A 21,056-nucleotide genomic window follows, 5' to 3' on the forward strand; every position below is an offset into this window, starting at 1 on the left:
TATGGCTTGGGCAATGTCGCCCAAGCCATGATTTTCTCTCATGGTGACACTCTATGTCTGATTTAACGATGTCCGATACACAAACGATTCAAACTCAAGCTAAGCATCCGATGTTTTTCCTGATGAACAACGTGATTCAAAACTACGCTTGGGGCAGTACTACTTCTGTTAACCAACTGTTTGGCATTGAAAACCCAACGGGCGAACCACAAGCAGAAGTATGGATGGGCGCGCATCCAAACGGTTGCTCAGTGGTGATGGTAAACGGCAAGGAGACCAAACTCTCTTCACTGATTGCTCAAGACATGAATGCTTTTCTGAGTGAAGAAGTCGCAAACCGTTTTGGTGAACTTCCATACCTGTTTAAAGTGCTTGCCGCTGAGAAAGCGCTGTCGATTCAGGTGCACCCAAACAAGCAACAAGCAGAACTAGGTTTTGCACTGGAAGAAAAACAAGGCATTCCCCTAACCGCTGCAAACCGTAACTACAAAGATCCAAACCACAAACCAGAATTGGTTTACGCGCTAACCGAATACCAAGCGATGAATGGATTCCGCCCAACAAGTGAAATCATCAGCTTCTTCTCTGAGCTGGCGATTCCTGAGCTACAAGGTTTGGTAGATGATCTAATCGCAAACCAAACGCCAACGGGCTTGGCGACCTTCTTCTCGGGTCTACTGTCACTAGAGGGCGAACAGAAAGAGATGGCGTTGACGGTGCTATTGGCTCAAGCTCGCATCACCGACTTACCTCTGTTCAACCTTATTCTTGAGCTAGAGAAGCAATACCCTGGCGATATTGGTTTGTTTGCACCACTGATGCTTAATGTGATTACCCTACAACCGGGTGATGCTATGTTCTTGGATGCAGAAACGCCACACGCTTACTTAAAAGGTACAGGTCTTGAGATCATGGCAAACTCAGACAACGTACTGCGCGCAGGTCTGACACCAAAATACATGGACGTGAAAGAGCTTGTTGCATGTACACGCTTCAATGAGAAGCCATTCGACAGCCTATTGCTTGCACCGACTGAAATCGACGATATGTTGGAATACCCAATTCCTGTGGACGATTTCAAATTCGCCATCGTTAAACAAGCTCACCAGCGTACTCTAGAAGTTCAAACCGCTGAGATCCTTATGCCTCTGGATACCAAACTTGTGCTAACTCACGCAAACGGTGAAACATGCGTGGTTGAAAAAGGACAATCAGTTTTCATTCCGGCTTACGCAAAACAGGTCACTTTGGATTGTGAAGGTCGTGTTGCGCGCGCTCACAGTTAGTGAACGCTAATTAAGCTTCCTTCATACTGTTACATTTTATAGTTCAGCCAATAACCGCCGTTATTGGCTTTTGATATTCATTCATCCTAGTTTTATATTGATATATTGGAGAGCTAAATCACACTTAAGCTTGTGTGATACAAAAATATAGTTATTGGTTTTTTTTTACTATTTCAGAAAACCGTAATATTAATTAAATTTGCCTCATTACTTCAGTACCAATGAGTCACAAAATGATTACAGAACTAACAAACGTCAATTTAATTAAAGGCAATCTTAAAGCAAATAATAAAAAAGAAGTCTTTGAAGAGCTAGCGAAAATGCTATTCGGAAATAATCGAATCAGCAGCAAAGAGGATTTTTTAACCGACATAGAATCACGTGAAGTATTAAGCGTAACTTCAATGGACGGCATCGCCTACCCACACGCAAAAAGCAAAGCGGTCACAGAGCCTGCAATCGCTGTTGGCGTAAAGCGCGAAGGCATCGAGTATGGCGACGAAGAGGGAGTCAAACCGACCGTATTCTTCATGATTGCTTCACCAGATAACGGTGCCGACCACCATATTTATGTTCTTCAAGAATTATTCGGAAAATTTAGCGAAGAGTTTATTGAAGATATTCATAACGCAAAAGACGAAAACCAAATACTAAATATTTTAATTAATTCATAAGGCGTGAAATTATGAGTACAATCACAGCTCAAGCTACTAATAATAGCGATTTCAAAAAACTACTCAGTACCATGAAAGGTCACCTTTTATTCGGTACTTCTCACATGCTTCCATTTATCGTTGCGGGTGGTGTACTACTGGCGCTGGCGGTAATGGCATCAGGTAAAGGTGCGGTTCCTGCGGACGGTTTATTGGCGGATATTTCTAATATCGGTATTAAAGGTCTGGTGCTGTTCCCAATTATTCTTGGTGGCTTCATTGGTTATTCAATTGCAGACAAACCGGCACTTGCTCCAGCGATGATCTCTTCTGGCATCATGGCTGACATGGGCGGCGGCTTCCTTGGTTGTATCGTAGCGGGCTTCATCGCTGGTGGTGTGGTATTCCAACTTAAGAAGATCCCTCTTTCTGCTAACATGACTGCGTTGGGCGCTTACTTCATCTACCCACTTGTTGGTACGCTTATCTCTGCAGGTATCGTTCTATGGGGTATCGGTGAGCCAATCAAGATCTTCATGGCTTCTATGAACGAATTCCTAGCTTCTATGGCTGGCGCTTCTAAAGTGGTTCTAGGTACGATTCTTGGTGGTATGACGGCATTCGATATGGGCGGTCCAATCAACAAAGTAGCGACGCTATTCGCTCAAACTCAAGTTGATACACAACCATGGCTAATGGGTGGTGTTGGTATTGCAATCTGTACGCCTCCTCTAGGTATGGCACTAGCAACATTCCTATTCAAGAAGAAGTTCACTAAGCAAGAGCAAGAAGCAGGCAAAGCAGCAGCAATCATGGGCTCTATCGGTATCTCTGAAGGTGCTATCCCATTCGCAGCAAACGACCCTGTACGCGTTCTTCCTTCAATCGTTGCTGGTGGTATCGTTGGCTGTGTGTTCGGCTTCCTAACAGACGTACTACTACACGCACCATGGGGCGGTCTAATCACAGCACCTGTATCAAGCAACATCCCAATGTACGTTGTGGGTATCGCACTAGGCTCACTAACAACTGCGGTTATCGTTGGCTTCTGGAAACCAGTTGCTGAAGAAGAAGCAGAAGACGAAATCGCAGAAGCAGCACCGACGCAAGCTCAAGTAGCTCCAGCAGCAGGCGAAGGCGAGTACGACATCGTAGCAGTAACATGTTGCCCATCTGGCGTAGCACACACATTCATGGCAGCGAAAGCACTAGAGAAAGCAGGTGCAGCAGCGGGTCTAAAAATCAAAGTAGAAACTCAAGGTCAAAACGGTATCCAGAACCGCATCACAGACCTAGATGTAGCAAACGCGAAGTTGGTTATTCTAGCTCACGATATCCAAGTAAAAGACGCTCACCGCTTTGCAAAAGCAAACGTTGTTGAGTGTTCAACGAAAGAAGCGATGCGTAACGCAGCGACTCTTGTGAAAGCTTAAACCTTAAGCTCCTCCCCCTAAGAGCCCTTTCCCCCAAAGGGCTCTATTTCAAGTTTTTAAGTTTTAGTAATACCCCTGATTTTTTTAATTATATAACCCTACAATTTACAAGGCTTTAAAAATGAAATTCAAAACTTCCCTACTCGCTTGCGCAGTTTTAAGTGGTCTAGTCGGCCTGACTGGCTGTAACGACGACACAACCAACATTTATGAAAGCGGTGATACCACCCCTGCGCTGCCGGATATTCCTGACGGCGGCAAGCCAGTATGTCCTCCAGTTGGCGATGGCGACTGTGATGACAAGCCAAACCCAGAAACACCTGAAATCGACATGGGTGTTCACATCCCGGTAGATTTCGCCGATATGGACGTAACACGCTACGTCAACCCATTCATCGGCACAGGTAACCTAGGCAACACCTACCCTGGTGCAACCACACCACACGGCATGGTGCAGCTTTCTCCAAACAACGGTTCTAACGGCTGGGAATACATTTCAGGCTACTACTACCACGACGCACGTACTTCCGGTTTCTCTCACACCCACCTTTCCGGAGCAGGTGCTGGCGACTTGAACGACATTCTCGTCATGCCAATCAACTCACGTTCGGATTACATGATTGATGAAGGTTCAGCAACGCTCAACCTAGAGGCGTCTCGCTTCCAACATCGTGACGAGCAAGCGACGGCAGGCTACTACAAAGTCGATCTATTGGATTACGACATCAAAGCCGAGTTGACGGCGTCGGATCGCGTTGGTGTACACCGCTATACCTTCCCTCGTGATGAGAAGTCAGAAATCATCGTGAACACTGGCTTCAAAATTAACTGGGACTATACCTCAGATTCTTACTTGAAATGGGACAAAGACAATAACCGTCTAGAAGGTCACCGTTTCTCAGATGGCTGGGCACCAAGCCAAAAAGAATTCTTCGTGATGGAATTCGACCAACCAATCAAAAACGTTCGCTTTGCTTACTACGATAAAGAGCAAGGTCGTTACATGGATGTGCCAGAAGGCATTACAGAAATCGGTAACGAGACACGCGGCAAGTACCAATACGCGCGCGCTTACGTTGAGTTCGACACATCAAAAGACGGCTTAACGGTTGAAGCGAAATTAGCGCTATCAAACGTTGAGATCGGCGAGAACGGCAAATCAGGTGCTTCTCTTAACATGACAGAAGTTGCGGGCATGAACTTCGACCAAGTACGCGAAGCGGCAACGAAAAAATGGGAAGACGAACTCGGCAAGATCCAAGTCTCTGGCGACGAAGATTACAAACAGACGTTCTACACCGCGATGTACCACTCGTACCTAGGTCAAACCATTCACTCTGACTTAGATGGTCGCTACCGCCAAGTTCACCAAGGTCGTAACGCTTACCCAGATGGCAACACACCTTGGGGCGATAAGATTGATACGCTGAAAGAGTCAATCCGCACTGCCGATGCCAACAAAGATGGCAAAGCAGACTTCACGCGCTACGACACTTTCTCTTTGTGGGATACCTACCGCGCAGTTCAACCGCTGTCTTCGATTCTTGAACCTGACCGCTTAGCAGACGTGGTGCTGTCTATGCTGTCTTACGCCGAAGAAGAATGGGTGGATGACAAAGGCAACGTGCGTAAAGGTCGCCTGCCTGAGTGGACATTCAAAGGCAACGAAACAGGCATGATGATGGGCATGCACTCAACGCCTGTGATTCATGATGTGTTGTCGAAAGGTTCACTAGAAAAACGCATGATCGACCTTGGCTTTACAGAAGCAGAGCGCAAAGACGTGAAAGAGCGCTTGGTTGAAGCGATGATCACTGACGCGCGCGCCGCAACAAGCCAAGGCGTAGCATGGATCAAAGAGTACGAAGAACAAGGTTACGTGCCAGCGCAATTGCACGACACTCCACCAGATTCTTACGGCGGTCACTCACCATTTAAAGACTCTTGGACAGCATCTTACTCGCTTGAATACTCAATGAACGACTGGGCAATCGCGCAATCAATCAAAGAAGTCTTCGGTGAAGAAGATCCACGCTACACCGAGTTCGCTAACCGTTCTAAAAACTGGCAAGCGCAATTCGACTTCGGCGGTAAGCAATACCAAGGTTGGTTCAAAGCCCGTGACTACGATGGCGAGTTTATCGATGCAGGTTGGGTAGACCCAATCACCGGTCGCGCGGTGGGTAAAGACTGGCGTCCAGACATGTTCAACTGGGCATTCTCTGAGTCTAACGGCTGGCAATACTCGTTCAGTGTTCAGCACGACATTCATGGCTTGATTGATCTGATGACACGCTTCGACAAGACACAAAACCCTGAAGCAGAACGCGGTGACTTGTTCGCAGCACGCTTGGATGAATACTGGTCAACCTACCCGGACCGCAACGCCGGCGACAACCAATTCCCAGTGTTCAACACAGGTAACGTTGGTCAGCACGTTCAAGGTAACGAACCAGATATCCACGTGCCGTACTTGTACAACTACGTCGGTCAACCTTGGAAAGGTCAGGCAGCCATCGCAGCAGCAACCAACATTTGCTACAAGAATACCGCTGACGGCATTTGTGGTAACGACGACTTCGGTACGCTCTCTGCGTGGTTCGTGTTCCGTGCACTTGGCTTCTACCCAGTGAATGCTTCTTCTGGCATCTACGAAATCGGTACTCCGCTGTTTGAAAGCGCGTCTATCGATGTCGGCAACAACCAGAAGTTCACGGTTACTGCGAAGAACGTTAGCCGCGAAAACATCTTCATTCAATCGGCTCGCTACAACGGCAAAGACTTCAACCGTACTTACCTGACTCATGACGAAATCATGTACGGCGGTGAGTTGGAGTTCGTGATGGGCGACAAACCAAATCAACGTTGGGGCTCTCTAGAGCAAGATCTTCCACCAGCACAAGGCATCGGTGAGTTCTTGCATGAAGACGAGATGCCAGCAGGTTCTCGTTAATCCCAATAGTGACAACTCAGCCGGGGGAGCGCATCTCCCGGCTATCCCTACAAGAAAACTTTATAAGCAGTCCTTTATAAACAGTCTCTTATAAACACTTTTATATACAAATAACGACAAAACGGTATGCACATGTTTAAACGTAATCTTATCTCTTTGGCTATCCTGGTTGGTCTGACGGGTGGCTTGGCTGGCTGTAACAGCGACAACGATTCTTCCTCTTCACTGCCGGGCGATCCAATTGTTGATCTTGCGGTGTTGAAATACGTCGATCCTATGATCGGCACAGCAGCTTCTGGTCATACATTCCCGGGCGCGACGGTACCGGCAGGTATGGTTCAACTGTCTCCAGATACTTTCATCGGCTCTAACACAGACCATGAATCAGGACTTAACCCTTGGCACTCGGCATCTGGCTACTGGGATTCATCCAACTACGAAACTGGCGAAGTAGTTAACACTGACGTTCCGCTGTACGGCTTCTCCCATACTCACCTTTCAGGTACAGGCGCAACGGACTTAGGCGACATCTTGGTTCTGCCATACGCAGACATGGCGAACACACAACTGAACTCTTTCGACAAAGCCAATGAAGAAGCAAGCGCAGGCTACTACAAAACCAAGCTGAACCAAGGTCAAATCGAAGTGGAACTGAGCGCAACCAAACGCGTTGGTTTGCACAAATACACTTTTGCTGAAGGCGCGGACCGTAACGTGAAGTTCGATTTAGGTCATACCCTAATGAACAACAACGGCAAGTCTTTGAAGAACAAAGTAGAAGTGGTGGACGAATACACCATTCGCGGTCGTAAAACATCAACAGGCTGGTTCCAAGGGCAAGATCACCAAGGTCAGGACATCTTCTTCTACGCGAAATTCAACCAACCAATCGCCAAGGCACTGTTGGGCGAACAAGATCTAGAACCAACTCGCGAAATGCGCAATGGCGCGGTTTACTCAGGCGATGATCTGACCGCTTATCTAAACTTCGGCACAGGCGAAGAGCCAATTGAAATCCGCGTCGGTATCTCTCCTGTTAACTGGCAAGGCGCACAGAAAAACTTAGAGGCGGAAGCACCAAGTTTCGACCTAGCACAAGTGAAAGAAGACGCGGAATACGCGTGGGCTGAGAAACTAGCAAAAATCAAAGTTGAAGGCGGCACAGACGCAGAGAAAACCAACTTCTACACTGGCATGTACCACATGATGATCGCCCCAATCGAGTTCTACGATGTGGATGGTCAATACGTGGATATGCTTGGCACGGTGCGCACACTGAAAGATGTCGACACACCAAACTACTCGATTTACTCAACGTGGGATACGTTCCGCGCCGTTCACCCAATGTGGACCATCATCGACCCAGACCAAGCAACGCTATACGTCAAAGACTTGATTCGTAAATCTAACGACGAGTTTGGTTTACTGCCGAAATGGGAAGGTCACGGCTCAGAAACCGGCACCATGATCGGCTACCCATCGGCAGCGATTCTGGGCGATGCGGTAACCAAAGGCTTGATTGATGCAGAGCAAGCTTACACGGCATCAGTAAAATCAGCTCGCTACACACCACATGAGTACCCACAGATTCATGACGACATCCTAAGCTCACTTATGGCAGGTCAGTTGAACTACCACGAGAAAGAACAGTGTGTTCGCTACCCGAACTGGAACTCAGTGTCGTACTCGTTGGAATTCTCATTCTACGATTGGACGATCGCAGAAATGGCAAAAGCCGCTGGCGATATGGACGCGTATGAAGAGTTCAAAGCTCGTTCTTACAACTCTTTGAAACACTGGGATGCAGAAGCAGGTAACGCAGACGGCACAGGCTTCTTTGTACCGACAGAACTGAAAGAAGGCGACCCATGTGCACTGAAATACGCTTCTACTGACTTCGACCCTTACAAGTCTGACGCGTTCTACTACACAGAAGGTAACGCGTGGCAGTGGCAATGGGCGTTCATGCAAGACTTGGACAAGCTGACTGAAATCATGGGCGGCACTCAAGGTCTGAACGACAAGCTGAACAACCTATTTACTGCCGATCCAAATGGCGGCGAAGCGCACCAAGACATGACAGGCTACATTGGTCAGTACATTCACGGTAACGAGCCTTCGCACCACGTTATCTACTTGTACAACCGTACTGAAGAGTCTTACAAGGCGCAGGAATACCTAGACCAAGTTTACGACCAGTTCTACAAACCGACACCAGACGGCATCATCGGTAACGAAGACGTAGGTCAAATGTCGGCGTGGTACTTGATGTCAGCACTAGGCTTCTACCAAATCTCGCCAACCGATCCAACCTACAGCATCGGTCGTCCAATCTTCGACAAAGCGACGGTAGACATTGGCTCTGGCACCTTCACGGTAACGGCTGAAAACAACGGTCCAGACAACATGTACATCAAAGAAGTGACCATCAACGGCAAGCCTCTGGATGTGTACAACACCTTCCAGCACAGCGAATTCAAAGCAGGCGGCGAACTGCACTTCGTGATGACAGCTGACAAGTCTGAAGCAATGCAAGCCAACCTTGGCGAATAATGATTTTGAGGGGACCTCGTGTCCCCTTTTCTCGTGGAATAAAAACAATGAAACTAAAAAGAACCCTACTCTCTACCGCAGTGTTAACCGCCATGCTTGGTCTTGCTGGTTGTGGCAGCGACTCTGATCCAGAAACTCCTGTTATCTCTACCCCTACTTTGGAATTCGTTGATACCTTGATTGGCACTAAAGGTCTTGGCAACGTCAACCCATCTCCAGTCATGCCAGAAGGTATGATTCAACCATCACCAGATAACTTCGATCCAAACGGTTGGAATGGTAAAGGCTCACCTGTCGAATACGATCCTGTGCACAGCCTGCTTTCTGGCTTCTCAATGACTCACATTTCCGGCGCAGGTAAAGGCGATTTAAACGACTTCGCCTTCTTGCCATACACAGGCTTCAATACCGATGCCGTGACCATGGATAAAAGCTCGGAAGTGGCAGAGGTTGGTTACTACTCGGTTGACCTTGTAGAAACCGACGTAAAAGCTGAACTGTCTGCAACCGACCGCGTGGCGTTCCAACGTTACACCTTCAAGCCGGGTGAAGACCGCAAAGTACGTATCGACCTGCAACACGAACTGTTGGAGCAATACGGCAACCACTCTCGCAGCATCTACTACAAACGAGTTAACGACACCACCGTCGTAGGTGCACGTACCTCAAACGAATGGGGTCAATGGCAAACCGTGTTCTTCGCGGCAGAATTCTCTGATCCAATCATTGAAGAGAACCTGTACACCAAGCTGGCTTCTGAGAGCAAACTGACTCCAACTGACGCTACCGAAGTCGGCTTGGAAGATTACCGTGGTTACGCAGAGCACAAACCAATGCCGGGCGAACCAGAACCTGACCCAGAACGTTTGGCAAAACGCGCAAACGATGTCCTGACGCATTTGAACTTTGGTAAGAGCGATGAGCCATTGGTGGTCAAAGTAGCGATTTCTGGCACTGGCGTTGACGGCGCATTGAAAAACCTAGAAGCAGACACTAACGGCTGGGATTTCGACAACGTCGTACAACAAAACCGCGTGGCTTGGGAAAACATCCTTGGCGAGTTTGAACTGGAAGGCGGCAACAAAGCAGACAAAACCATGTTCTACACCTCGCTCTACCGTACGTTTGTTGCTCCATTCCTATACCAAGATGTGGATGGCAAATACCGTGGCATGGATGGCAAAGTGCACCAAGCAGAAGATGGCTTAGTGAACTATTCAGTGTACTCAATGTGGGATACCTTCCGCGCTGCACACCCATTGAAAACCATCATCGATAAAGACCGCGCGATTGAACACGCACGCGATCTATTGAACAAATACCAAACGGGCGGCGTGCTGCCAAAATGGGAACTGCACTCGGATTACACTGGTGAAATGGTCGGACATCCTGCGGTCTCGGTTATTGCCGATATCATGGTCAAACACCCAGAAGCTTTTACTGCTGCCGAGTTTGATTTGGCACTGAAAGCTGCTGACGAAACAGTCAACTTCAACCTTGATAAAACAGAGAACTGGGTGCCTTACCAAGACGCTTGGAACGGTGACAAACGCTTCACAGTCATGACACGTCACAACGACTACCAAGAAGACGTCGGCTTTATTCCAGCTAACACCAAATGGGCACCGGATTCTGGTGACAAACCGGGTTACGTAGAAGGCTTAAAAGTCGATAAATACGACGAACTCGTGAACGAGTCGGTGTCTTACGGTCTTGAGAACGCATACTACGACTGGTGTATCGCTCAGATCGCTAAACTTGCGGGCAACGACCAACAGTACGACCGCTACATGGCGCGCTCTGAATCGTTCAAGAACTACTTCGATTACAACCTAGAGCAATATGGCAAACTGCAAGACACCAAAGGCAACGCATTGGGTGCAACGGGCTTTATGCGTCCGGCTTACATGAACAGCGGCAGCAAGGTTTGGGCAAACAACCTCAAAGCCGAATGTTTGGACGAGAACATGGCGCTGTCTATCCCAGACGGTATGGACTACAACGCGTGTAAAGACCGCAAAGCACTCAACGAAAGTGACGTGTTCTGGCCTTACCGCGCCGAGCACCGTGGTGAAGACTTTACTGAAGGCAATACATGGCAATGGACATGGTTTGCACCGCACAACTTGAACGGTCTGGCTAACGTGATGGGCGGCGAGCACATTGACCGTACTGACTTCTCTCTTCCTGAAGACGTAACCGAACAAGGCAAAGCGGCATTCTTAGCCAACTTGAATGCGCTGTTTAATGCGGACTCCAACGCCGATACAAGCCAATCACACGACATGTCGGGCTACATCGGTCAGTTCGTGATGGGTAACGAGCCAGATCATCACGTGCCTTACCTCTACAACTGGACGGCAGAACCTTGGAAGACACAAGAAATCGTCGACCAAGCGATGAACGAGTTCTACCACCCAACCCATGAAGGTCTGATTGGTAACGAAGACGTCGGTCAAATGTCGGCGTGGTATGTGATGTCTGCATTGGGCTTCTACCAAGTCACACCGGGCGAAGCAAGCTACACCATCGGTCGTCCTCTGTTCGACAAAGCCGTGATTCCAGTCGCGGACGGTAAATTCACCATCACCTCAGAAAACAACAGCCAAGAGAGCATCTACGTGAAGTCGGTGACCATCAACGGCAAACAATTGAGTGACAACTTCAGCTTCGCGCACAGCGATTTGAAAGATGGTGGTGAGCTGCATTTCGTCATGACTTCAGACAAATCTGAAGCGATGAAAGCGCCTCAATAAGCTTCACATGAAATGTGTTCCTCAGGCTAAAATAGCTTGAGGAATACAGGGGGATTTGATGTGATGAACGGATCTCCTATCTAGCTTCGTTGCGCCAAACTAATGGCGCACTTAGTATGAGTAGAAGTAACGGACAGCGTGTTGACAAAATCGGTCGAACCTTTCCAATGCTGAATTCTGCGATTTGATCGCATATATAGATAGTCCAAGTATCAACTCTACCTTAATGCACTTAGTAGCTTTGATGTGATCTTCGCACCTCCCTTTTAGCACCGTTGTACCAAACTAATGGTGCAACCAGTAAGAACAGGAGTAATCATCATGTCTATTAACGTTGTCGCATCGATATAACCAAAAACCTCTTTCAAGTATGCGTGTTGAGTGCTTTGATAATGGCGTATGTCTCCCCAACTTGTGCGTGGTAATTTCGAAGCGTGAGTGAAGCGCCTAATAGTTGTTTTACGCGATACACAGCGGTCTCCGACGATGAAGGCCTGTGGTAACCATACTTTCGTTCCCACTTTTTTCGAACCATAGAGCTTTTGGTAAAAAAACAACTTTTCAATGTTTCACCTGAGCATAATCGCACCGTCAGCAATATTAATTATGTGTTAGTTAAATTGGTCAAGAGCGGTTCAACTTCAGTTGCAGTCGAAATATTGGAATCAATCTTAACTGTAGGTATGGAAGTCACGGACTTAGGTTGTTTATCTAATGAGTTACTGAGCAAACATCGAGATTTACTTAACCACCTAATTACAAGGTGGTTCAAACCCTAGGTAAAAACCAATAACTGCTTTGCTGTAACAATCAACTAATTGAGTAAGCCAAGGTCGGCCCAATGGCACGCGATGTTCTTCATGTACAGCAAAGAGATCTACTACCGTATGATCTATTTCTACCCTCTCAAAGACGTAAAAACTCAACATCTTTTTTCCCATCCGACGGAACTCTATTTTCACGACTCGCTCCCCCTTCTCCGCGGTCAGTAATTCGAAAGGGACCTTCTTTTTAACCCGTTTCCGAAGGGATTCATAAGTTGGCTATTTGTACTTCGTTCCATTGTTCAGATTATGCTGACGTAATTGCCTTCGCACGCGCTTGTTGGCCCTTCTGATACGCGCTTTTCGCCCAAAGATAACTTTTTCTACAGCTTGTTTCATCAAAGCATCAACGAATGTTGGTCCTTGACTTTACTATTACCCTTATCTTTATTCCTTGGAGCTATACAATCAGATACTCTGAAAACCAACCACCGGTGTATTGATATTGCACTTGGAATAATCCTGTCATATAACCGTTGTAGTACAACACGATGTGGTTCAATAGTCTTTGGAATGATTTTTCGCACTTACAGTGCTAAATAACGAAGAATGCTTAGACGAAAAGTAATTTGAGTGGCTATATTGTCAGGAAATGCAGATATATCTCGATATGTTTCTTCATCAACATCGCTGGTATCGACACCCTCTCATTTGGCTCAGGCTTTTCTTGCTGAAGTGCCGACTTCCGATGAAAACTCGAGAACGATTTCTTAGGCATAACAACCCAATTCAGATTCGAGAGGAGGTGAGGTCTCTAAGCTTGTTTTCAGTAGGCTTCGAGAGAGCAAATCACACAGGAATGGAAATATTTTTCTTCCATTTAGACAGAGGTGATGTCCTAAACTTTTCGCTGTTTGGGTACCATTCAGTTTTAACATCGTAAGGAGAGTTTGATGAAAGTGGTTCGGTTATCTCTTGAGGAATATCGATGCAAAAGTTTAAGGTTGCTAGAGATAACCTCATCCAGTATTTCTTCCTCTGTAACCAGTTCTAGCTCCAAACCTAACGCAAACGCGCCTTGTACTTTTGCTTCCCATTCACATTGAAATGCCGATTTTGAACTCTCCATATCGGATTTTACTTCATACAGCGTATATTCACCGGTATCAAACTGATACTAGAAAGTCTGGAACATAGGTATGGGTTTTGCTATTGAAGCAGTATGAAAGCCGTATCGGCTAGGAGCAAAAACGAACGATGGTAAGCTCGAAATCAAAATGATAACAAGCGGCACATTCTAAAATGATTCTACCGTGACTCTTTTTCCCATCTTAGCACTGACGTAACGGTGTATGTTTTTCACGTGATTTAGTTTCGAGCAGGAGTGTCAAACGCAGTTTCAAGTTAAAGCAGGCTGGCTGTAGAAGGGGAAGGTAGAGCAGACATAAAACTGCCTCTTCAAAAATGTCATAAACTTAAAAAGCAATAGACTGATGAAGAGGCAATATCAAATTATGGTTGCACCAAATATCAATATATGGTTGCTTTTACACTTGTTACATACAGTCGATTTACTCTTTACCGAACACGTTGTTCTCTTGTTCTTGAACGCGGATGAATGTAGTACGCTTGGTTAGCTCTTTAAGCTTTGCTGCACCCACGTATGTACAAGTTGAGCGAACGCCTCCAAGGATGTCTTGAATAGTACCGTGAACGCTACCACGGTATGGCAATAATACGGTTTTACCTTCGGCCGCACGGTAGCCAGCGACACCACCTGAGTGCTTATCCATCGCGCTCTTCGACGACATGCCATAGAATTTCATGAACTTCTCGCCGTCTTTCTCGATCACTTCGCCGCCTGACTCTTCGTGACCCGCTAGCATCCCGCCTAGCATTACGAAATCCGCTCCACCACCGAATGCTTTCGCTACGTCACCCGCACAAGAACAACCACCGTCACCGACGATCATGCCACCAAGGCCGTGCGCTGCATCGCCACACTCGATGATTGCAGAAAGCTGCGGGTAACCAACACCCGTTTTTACACGAGTTGTACAAACTGAGCCTGGGCCGATACCCACTTTAACGATGTCTGCACCAGCTAGGATTAGCTCTTCACACATATCACCAGTAACCACGTTGCCTGCAGAAATGACCTTGTCTGGGAACTCAGCTCGCACGCGTTCAACATACTCGACCAAATGCTCTGAGTAACCATTAGCAATGTCGATACAAATGAAAATAAATTCATCTGAAAGCGCCATGATGTCTTTGGTTTTTTGGAAGTCTGCGTCAGATGTTCCCGTAGACACCATAACGTTATTCATGGTTACTTTATCTGCTGATTTAGCAAACTCAGCCCAATCTTCTACCGTGTAATGTTTGTGAACAGCGGTCATTACACCATGCTCAGCCAGCGCTTTAGCCATTGCAAAGCTACCAACCGAATCCATGTTTGCTGCGATTACTGGCACACCAGACCATTGACGACCACTATGCTTGAATGTAAAATCGCGGGTTAAATTTACTTGAGAACGGCTCTTAAGGGTAGAACGTTTCGGGCGAAACAGTACATCTTTAAAACCTAACTTAAGTTCTTGTTCGATACGCATTGTGTAATTCCTTGATTCATATGTATATGTGTCATTCCAGAGTGCGTAGTGATTTCGTTGGCAGACGAGTTCACTGTTCTTCGGACACAAAAAAACCGGAGCGTTGGCAGACGCTCCGGTTTTCAGCATTATAGGCTGTGATTTATTTCCTACAAGTCTGATATTTGAATTTTTTTTGTGATACCATCTTGAAAATCGCATATCAAAAACGCTCCCCAAGTCACCAAAACCTCTTATTATTTATAACTATCAACAACTTGAGAAAGCACTTGAGTTAACCTATTGCGCAAACCTTTGCGTCATATCTTAAAAATTAAAACGCATCACCTCTCAAACCTGCCTAAAACTCAATCACCTAATACTAAGATGCCCTGCTAATTCGTAAAAAAGTACTCAAAAAAATCGACCAATTTTCTCAGCAATGCATGAAATCTAATTAATTTCGATAGAGCTCTTGGGTGATAGCGGTACGAAGAGTGCTAACGACATCACTTGCCAAAAGACCAATTTGACCATTCTGACTCACGTTTATATCAGCAGCATGACTGTGAAGTACCACACCTAAACGTGCGGCAACAGAAATTGGTAAACCTTTGGCTAGTAATGCACCAATGACTCCAGATAACACATCTCCCATTCCCCCCGTCGCCATTCCGGCGTTACCCGCTAGACAGACGTACATTCTCGTTCCATCGTAAATAAGCGTCCCCGCGCCTTTTAAAACCACTACACCGCCATAACGCTCTTGCAGTTGTCTTGCAGCAGAGTATCGGTCACTTTCTATTTGTTGAATGGTTACATTTAGTAGTCGAGCTGCCTCTCCAGGATGCGGCGTGATCACTCGATGGTTGTCGTACACCAGAGTGCCATCGCATCGCTGGCTCAGCATCGCTAGAATATTGAGGCCATCAGCATCAACAACTTTAGGTTTCTGCTCTTGAGCCAGATATTGATAGGCTTGATAAGCCCACTCATCATCTCCAAAGCCAGGACCAAACACGAATACGTCAGCCCAGCGAATGCGTTTAGTTAAGTCGTTCTCAGTATCCCTGAGTAAGTCAGCGGTGATGCTCTGGCTCATTACTTCTGGGCAACCAACCTGCAGTGGAATAAGGCTACTCGTGTGAGTAATTGCGGCAGTTAAACCAGCTCCGGCTCTAATCGCAGCGGAGGAACATAAACGAATCGCTCCAGACATCCCTTGGTTGCCACCAACACAAAGCAACTTCCCGTTGTCACCTTTATGGACCGTTGGATTTGGCTTGGGCATTAATCTTGAAACAACCTGATGATCAATACCTAATGCACTTTCTACTTCGATAGTATCAAACTTAGTATTGACGCCTAAACCACAAAAGTAGAGCTCGCCAACGCGATCTCTCGCTTGTCCAGTGCATAAGCCTTGCTTAAACCCAATGAAGGTTACTGTATGCTCGGCACGAATAGCATCACCTAAAACTGCACCTGTATTAGCACACAGACCAGAAGGAACGTCGACTGCAATCACAGGGGTATGAATTTGATTAATTTGGTCAATATAGCGACGATACTCCGAACGAACCTCACCGCTTAAACCAGTACCTAACATGGCATCAATGATCACATCTGCTTCTAGCAATGCGGTATTCCATTCATCCCAATCATTGTTAACACCGTCGATTGACTGCCAATCTTGGTATGCGCGCAAAGCATCACCTTTGAGCGCAGTCACATCACCAAGTTGGAAAACCTGTACATTGAGTTGCGCTTGTTTAGCAAGCGAGGCAAATACGTATCCGTCACCACCATTATTCCCTTTACCGCAAATCACTAAGATATTTCTTGATTTAGGATACAGATGTAAAAAGCGCTCATACACGGCCATACCAGCGCGTTGCATTAAGCTATACATAGAAACACCAGCCATTTGCGCAGCCAGCGTTTCACCGTTTTTTACTTGCTCTGCGGTGTAGAGTTTTAGGGCGAGATTAAAGTCCATATTCACGTTCTACGCATTGGGAAACACAATTATAAGTATACAAAAAAGCCAAGGCGGACCTTGGCTTTTGAGAAAGTTTTTTATCGCTATTGATTCTGAGACATCAGAGCTTCAGCCGTCGCGTCTTGTATAGACAAAAACAACGAGTTGATTTTTCCAGTCGGTGTGCGCATTGGGTTCAACGTAACATTCTGGTACATAAACTCCGCTTGCTGCGTGACTGGTCGAACATTGCGACAGCAAAATAAGTAAGGTCGTTGTCGCCATGTGATGAAGCTGCGACAGCCTAGGTCATACACTGGTTTTGTTTTTAATTTAAACCACTCCTGTGGGATTTCAGGGAAGATATCAAATATAGAACGACCTATCGCATCATGAGACTGCAAACCACTGTGATGAGTCATAAACCCATTCCAGACCTGTACATTGTAATCTCGATCAATGACCACTAAGCCCATGTCGACGTTTTGTACCATATCCACCATCCAATGGAATTGTTCAAACTCTGCTGGCATATTCAACATTAGAACTCCTCCATTAGATAAGACAGTTTGTTATCAAGCAGCGGCAAGGATTCATCCACAAACATAAACAACAAGTCACAACGAATCGACGTTCCTTCAATGTTGTAGCTCACTTCGAATGTCATCGTGCGGCTGAATGCTCCAGTTGTAGATTCAATGATCGAGTCAATTGAGATATGCTGACCAAGGAGTACTGGTGGACTTTGGAAGAATCGGACTTCAGACTGCTCGCCTAAACCATTTAAGAACGACCCCACCAAAATATTAGAAATATCCATTAGCAGCTCAAGCTCTTCTAGCTCTTCGCTGTCTGCTGGTACTTTCATCAACTTTTTGAGATCAGATACGCTTGAATCACTCAAAATCACTAGCGCTTCGCCAGCAATACCTTCGCCACAAAATCCCTGACAAACGCCCGATACGTTGTCATGCGACGCCAAGTCGCGTAGCGCCATGTGAAGTTCGCTCACTTCAAAGATATTGACGTTCGGCAGAGGTAGTTGCACAAACACGTCAAAGTGACGCGCCAACGCATCGGCTGCTCGACCAATTGAAACGTTAGCCACTTCCATGTAAATATCGCGACGACGTAAAATCGGTAACTCAATAGAGACAGGCGTGATAATTTGAGGACGAGGTTCTGGCTCGACCAACTCTTTAAGCGCCTTCTTGAGTTCATCTTTGGCGATCGGTTTTTGAATAAACGCTTTTGCACCCAGTGCGAACACGCGCTCTTTCGCTTTAGGTTGGATATCCCCCGACACCACAACCACCGGAGTTTTATCCCCCAACCGTTGCATGTGCTCTAGTGTTTCAAAGCCATCCATTTCTGGCATGGTCAAATCAAGAAACATCAATTTAAACTCGTTTTTTTCGAGTTCTTCTAGCGCGTTTTTTCCGTGGATAGCAAACGTAATATCGGCATTCAATGTGGCTGGTAGTGATCTCGCCATCTGTTTGCGTGCTAACGCTGAATCATCACAGATGAGTACGGGAAAAGACATTCAATCACCTTTTTATATTCCACAATCTGCGCCGGAGTCTAACAGATTGTTACAGCATGTAATACGAGAAAACTGACGAGTTTTTTATTTCTTTATTATTCAATAAGCATACGCAATATGAATGAATGAGTGAACAAAATGACTAAAAAGCAAGCATCACATTCGCTGTTTAGTGACATAAAACAAACATGGGTAAAACTCCTCCACCAAAAGTAAGCAAAAAGTTGCAGCTAACATCCAAAGCCCATTTTTGCTCGAATTTCATTCTTTCCATTTCCATAATGGGTAAACAGCAACGCGCTAAAACTAAAAAGGCACCCTGCTAGAGGATGCCTTTAATAACAATTTCATCGATAATATATCAATTCTATGGCACACCATGACCTTTAGAAGCCACCCATACGCGATACCATTGCTCTCGAGTAAGTTCGATGTTCAATGCATTAACTGCAGTTTGCACACGCTCGATTTTACCAGAGCCAATGATTGGAATAGGGTTAGATGGCAAACGACGTACCCAGGCATAAATTACTTGGTCAATACTCGCTGCGCCCACTTCTTCACGAATTGCTTCTAATTCGTTACGGACACGAACAGCTTGCTCACTGTCACCACTAAAAATTGAACCACCACCGAGGCAAGACCAAGCCATTGGTCGCGTGCGCAACATTTGCATTTGATCAAGCGTTCCATCGTGAGCAACCTCAAAGTTAAGTGGGTTGATTTCCACTTGGTTAGTAACCAACGGCTTACCTAGGCGAGATTGCAGCAGTTCAAACTGGCGTGGAGTGAAGTTAGACACGCCAAAGTGCTTCACTTTGCCGACTTTGTGAAGCTCAGAAAATGCTTCTGCAACCTCGTCCGCATCCATTAACACGTCAGGACGATGAATTAAAAGTACGTCGATTTCATCCACATTCAAACGTTCTAGCGAGTTATTCACCGATTGGTAGATATGTGCTGAGCTCGTGTCGTAGTGATTGATCTTACGCTCTGGCGTTTTATCGCCACACAAATTGATGTCGCATTTCGTCACGATCTGAATTTGCTCACGAACACTCTTGTCTAAAGCTAACGCTTCACCAAACAACGCCTCACACTCGTAATTACCGTAGATGTCGGCGTGATCGACTGTCGTAATGCCTAACTCAATGTGTTGCTTAAGAAATGACAAACGCTCTTGAGCCGTCATTCCCCACTCAACTGCACGCCAATATCCTTGAACCAGCTCTGAGAACTCTGGGCCTTTTGGTGCAGTTACTACTTTTGCAACCATGGGTTTTCTCCTTCAATTGATCTGCATTCATCGTAGTCTTGTTTTCGTACCGGCTCAACGGGTAAACTTTCGCAATTCGAACTGGAGTACGAAATATGTCTTTTGCCCAACGCCTAGCCACCCTGATCGGAGAAGAAAGCATCAGCGGGTTCGCTCGACGCGTCGATGTGTCTGAAGCTTTAATACGCAAATACCTTAAAGGCAGTGAACCTAGCCTAACTAAAGCAAATCAAATTGCAATGCGCGCCAATTGCTCTCTTGAATGGTTAGCAACGGGATGTGGTTATTTATATCGCCGTGCTGAAGTCGTGGATATGGATGCGTACAAACTTGCCTTTCAACACGTTATGAATCAGCCGTTGTCAGACGATGCAGAAGAGATACACCGCAAGCTAATCGCAGGCTATCAATACCTGCGCGCTCACAAAAAATCGGATGGTTTTTTGGATGAGTCTGCAATGGCGACCTTCCTATCTCTCCATAAAGAATCTAAAAACGAGTCACTTTGACCTCGATAATTTCGCCATCACTGCGCAAGTGCACATTTAAGGACGGTGATGGCGTCAGAAACTCGTCCGGTTTTACCCAAAGCAAACTTCGAATCGCTTCTTGCGGATAGCGGTTCATCAACAAAATAACTTCTTTATCGACAAGTTCGGAAGATTTCTTTTCCAGAGCTTCAACGACATCATAGTGTTCTTGTCCGATAGTAACTCTGCGTAAAACTAACCCATCCTTTCTTAAGTTGAGAAGTAAGTCATTCAGACGCTGCCACTCGTATTCAGTAAGAAACGAGAACTGAGCACTTTCTCTTCTCAAAATCACTTCACCATACAAGTGCTGCTGGTAGTACGAAAAATCATCCAAACAAAATGCGCTGATAAACGTTGAGTTGTCTCGCAGCTGCACTTCGCAACCATACCAGCTTCCACTTTTTTCTATACGTTCTTTTAGATTGGAATATGGCATTGCTGACAACGTGTCTTGCCACCAGCTCGGCGTTGAAAGTGCCGGAAACGTTACCGAACAACAACATAAAGAAAGTAAGAGTCGAAGATAAAAGCGCATGCACTGCTCTAGTTGGTTGACATCGAACCAAGACATTACTGACTGCAAGAAAATGTTCAAGAGAAAAATAGTGGCAGGTGGCGATGAAAGTTATGGTGATGAAAGTTATAACGCAGAAATTAAGAAGGCGCACATGTGCGTGCGCCTCTACCTCGTTACTCAATCGTGAGTGTGCGAATCGGCGATGTCTATT

General features: G+C 46.2%; 13 protein-coding genes and 1 pseudogene. 7 read left to right on the top strand and 7 right to left on the bottom strand.

Going from position 1 to position 21,056, the window contains the following annotated elements:
- Positions 1 to 53: 53 nt before the first annotated feature.
- From manA to R7Q46_RS14115, 6 genes are all read left to right on the top strand, one after another.
- A complete protein-coding gene (gene manA / locus R7Q46_RS14090) occupies positions 54 to 1,286 on the top strand; it encodes a mannose-6-phosphate isomerase, class I (protein ID WP_213871411.1) in 1,233 nt (410 codons plus the stop codon).
- Between the two features lie 233 nt (positions 1,287 to 1,519).
- Complete coding sequence (locus tag R7Q46_RS14095; RefSeq protein ID WP_213871412.1) at positions 1,520 to 1,960, top strand: PTS sugar transporter subunit IIA; 441 nt, start codon at positions 1,520 to 1,522, stop codon at positions 1,958 to 1,960.
- 11 nt (positions 1,961 to 1,971) lie between these two features.
- Positions 1,972 to 3,372 carry a fructose-specific PTS transporter subunit EIIC gene (locus R7Q46_RS14100; RefSeq protein ID WP_025552477.1) on the top strand — a complete coding sequence of 467 codons (1,401 nt, stop codon included), beginning with the start codon at positions 1,972 to 1,974 and terminating at the stop codon, positions 3,370 to 3,372.
- Between the two features lie 121 nt (positions 3,373 to 3,493).
- On the top strand, positions 3,494 to 6,325 hold the full coding sequence (locus tag R7Q46_RS14105) for a GH92 family glycosyl hydrolase (RefSeq protein WP_213871413.1): 2,832 nt from the start codon (positions 3,494 to 3,496) through the stop codon (positions 6,323 to 6,325).
- A gap of 132 nt (positions 6,326 to 6,457) precedes the next feature.
- On the top strand, positions 6,458 to 8,878 hold the full coding sequence (locus R7Q46_RS14110) for a GH92 family glycosyl hydrolase (RefSeq protein WP_213871414.1): 2,421 nt from the start codon (positions 6,458 to 6,460) through the stop codon (positions 8,876 to 8,878).
- Positions 8,879 to 8,925: 47 nt separating this feature from the next.
- Positions 8,926 to 11,634 (top strand): GH92 family glycosyl hydrolase, encoded by a 2,709-nt coding sequence (locus R7Q46_RS14115; protein ID WP_213871415.1) that lies wholly within the window; start codon positions 8,926 to 8,928, stop codon positions 11,632 to 11,634.
- A 364-nt stretch (positions 11,635 to 11,998) separates the two neighbouring features.
- Here the strand turns inward: R7Q46_RS14115 and R7Q46_RS14120 are convergent.
- The 6 genes and pseudogenes from R7Q46_RS14120 to R7Q46_RS14145 all read right to left on the bottom strand — a co-directional run.
- Positions 11,999 to 12,179: pseudogene (locus tag R7Q46_RS14120) on the bottom strand (IS5/IS1182 family transposase); the annotation flags it as partial.
- A 1,790-nt stretch (positions 12,180 to 13,969) separates the two neighbouring features.
- Positions 13,970 to 15,013, bottom strand: coding sequence for a GMP reductase (locus R7Q46_RS14125; protein WP_005373458.1), 1,044 nt, complete (start codon positions 15,011 to 15,013; stop codon positions 13,970 to 13,972).
- A gap of 436 nt (positions 15,014 to 15,449) precedes the next feature.
- Positions 15,450 to 16,991, bottom strand: coding sequence for an NAD(P)H-hydrate dehydratase (locus R7Q46_RS14130; RefSeq protein WP_213871416.1), 1,542 nt, complete (start codon positions 16,989 to 16,991; stop codon positions 15,450 to 15,452).
- A gap of 86 nt (positions 16,992 to 17,077) precedes the next feature.
- On the bottom strand, positions 17,078 to 17,515 hold the full coding sequence (locus R7Q46_RS14135) for a PAS domain-containing protein (RefSeq protein WP_005373463.1): 438 nt from the start codon (positions 17,513 to 17,515) through the stop codon (positions 17,078 to 17,080).
- Positions 17,515 to 18,519 carry a response regulator gene (locus R7Q46_RS14140; protein ID WP_005373466.1) on the bottom strand — a complete coding sequence of 335 codons (1,005 nt, stop codon included), beginning with the start codon at positions 18,517 to 18,519 and terminating at the stop codon, positions 17,515 to 17,517. The genes R7Q46_RS14135 and R7Q46_RS14140 overlap by 1 nt, the downstream gene beginning before the upstream one ends.
- Before the next feature lie 367 nt (positions 18,520 to 18,886).
- Entirely contained in the window at positions 18,887 to 19,795 is a 909-nt protein-coding gene (locus R7Q46_RS14145; protein WP_005387688.1) for an aldo/keto reductase, read from the bottom strand.
- A gap of 95 nt (positions 19,796 to 19,890) precedes the next feature.
- Between R7Q46_RS14145 and R7Q46_RS14150 the strand changes: the two genes are divergently transcribed.
- A complete protein-coding gene (locus R7Q46_RS14150; RefSeq protein ID WP_005373470.1) occupies positions 19,891 to 20,304 on the top strand; it encodes a helix-turn-helix domain-containing protein in 414 nt (137 codons plus the stop codon).
- Here R7Q46_RS14150 and R7Q46_RS14155 read toward each other — a convergent pair.
- Positions 20,285 to 20,899, bottom strand: a complete 615-nt coding sequence (locus R7Q46_RS14155; protein ID WP_250154622.1) for a hypothetical protein — start codon at positions 20,897 to 20,899, stop codon at positions 20,285 to 20,287. The two genes, R7Q46_RS14150 and R7Q46_RS14155, sit on opposite strands and share 20 nt — an antisense overlap.
- Positions 20,900 to 21,056 lie beyond the last annotated feature (157 nt).

The organism is Vibrio sp. 811, from assembly GCF_033339195.1.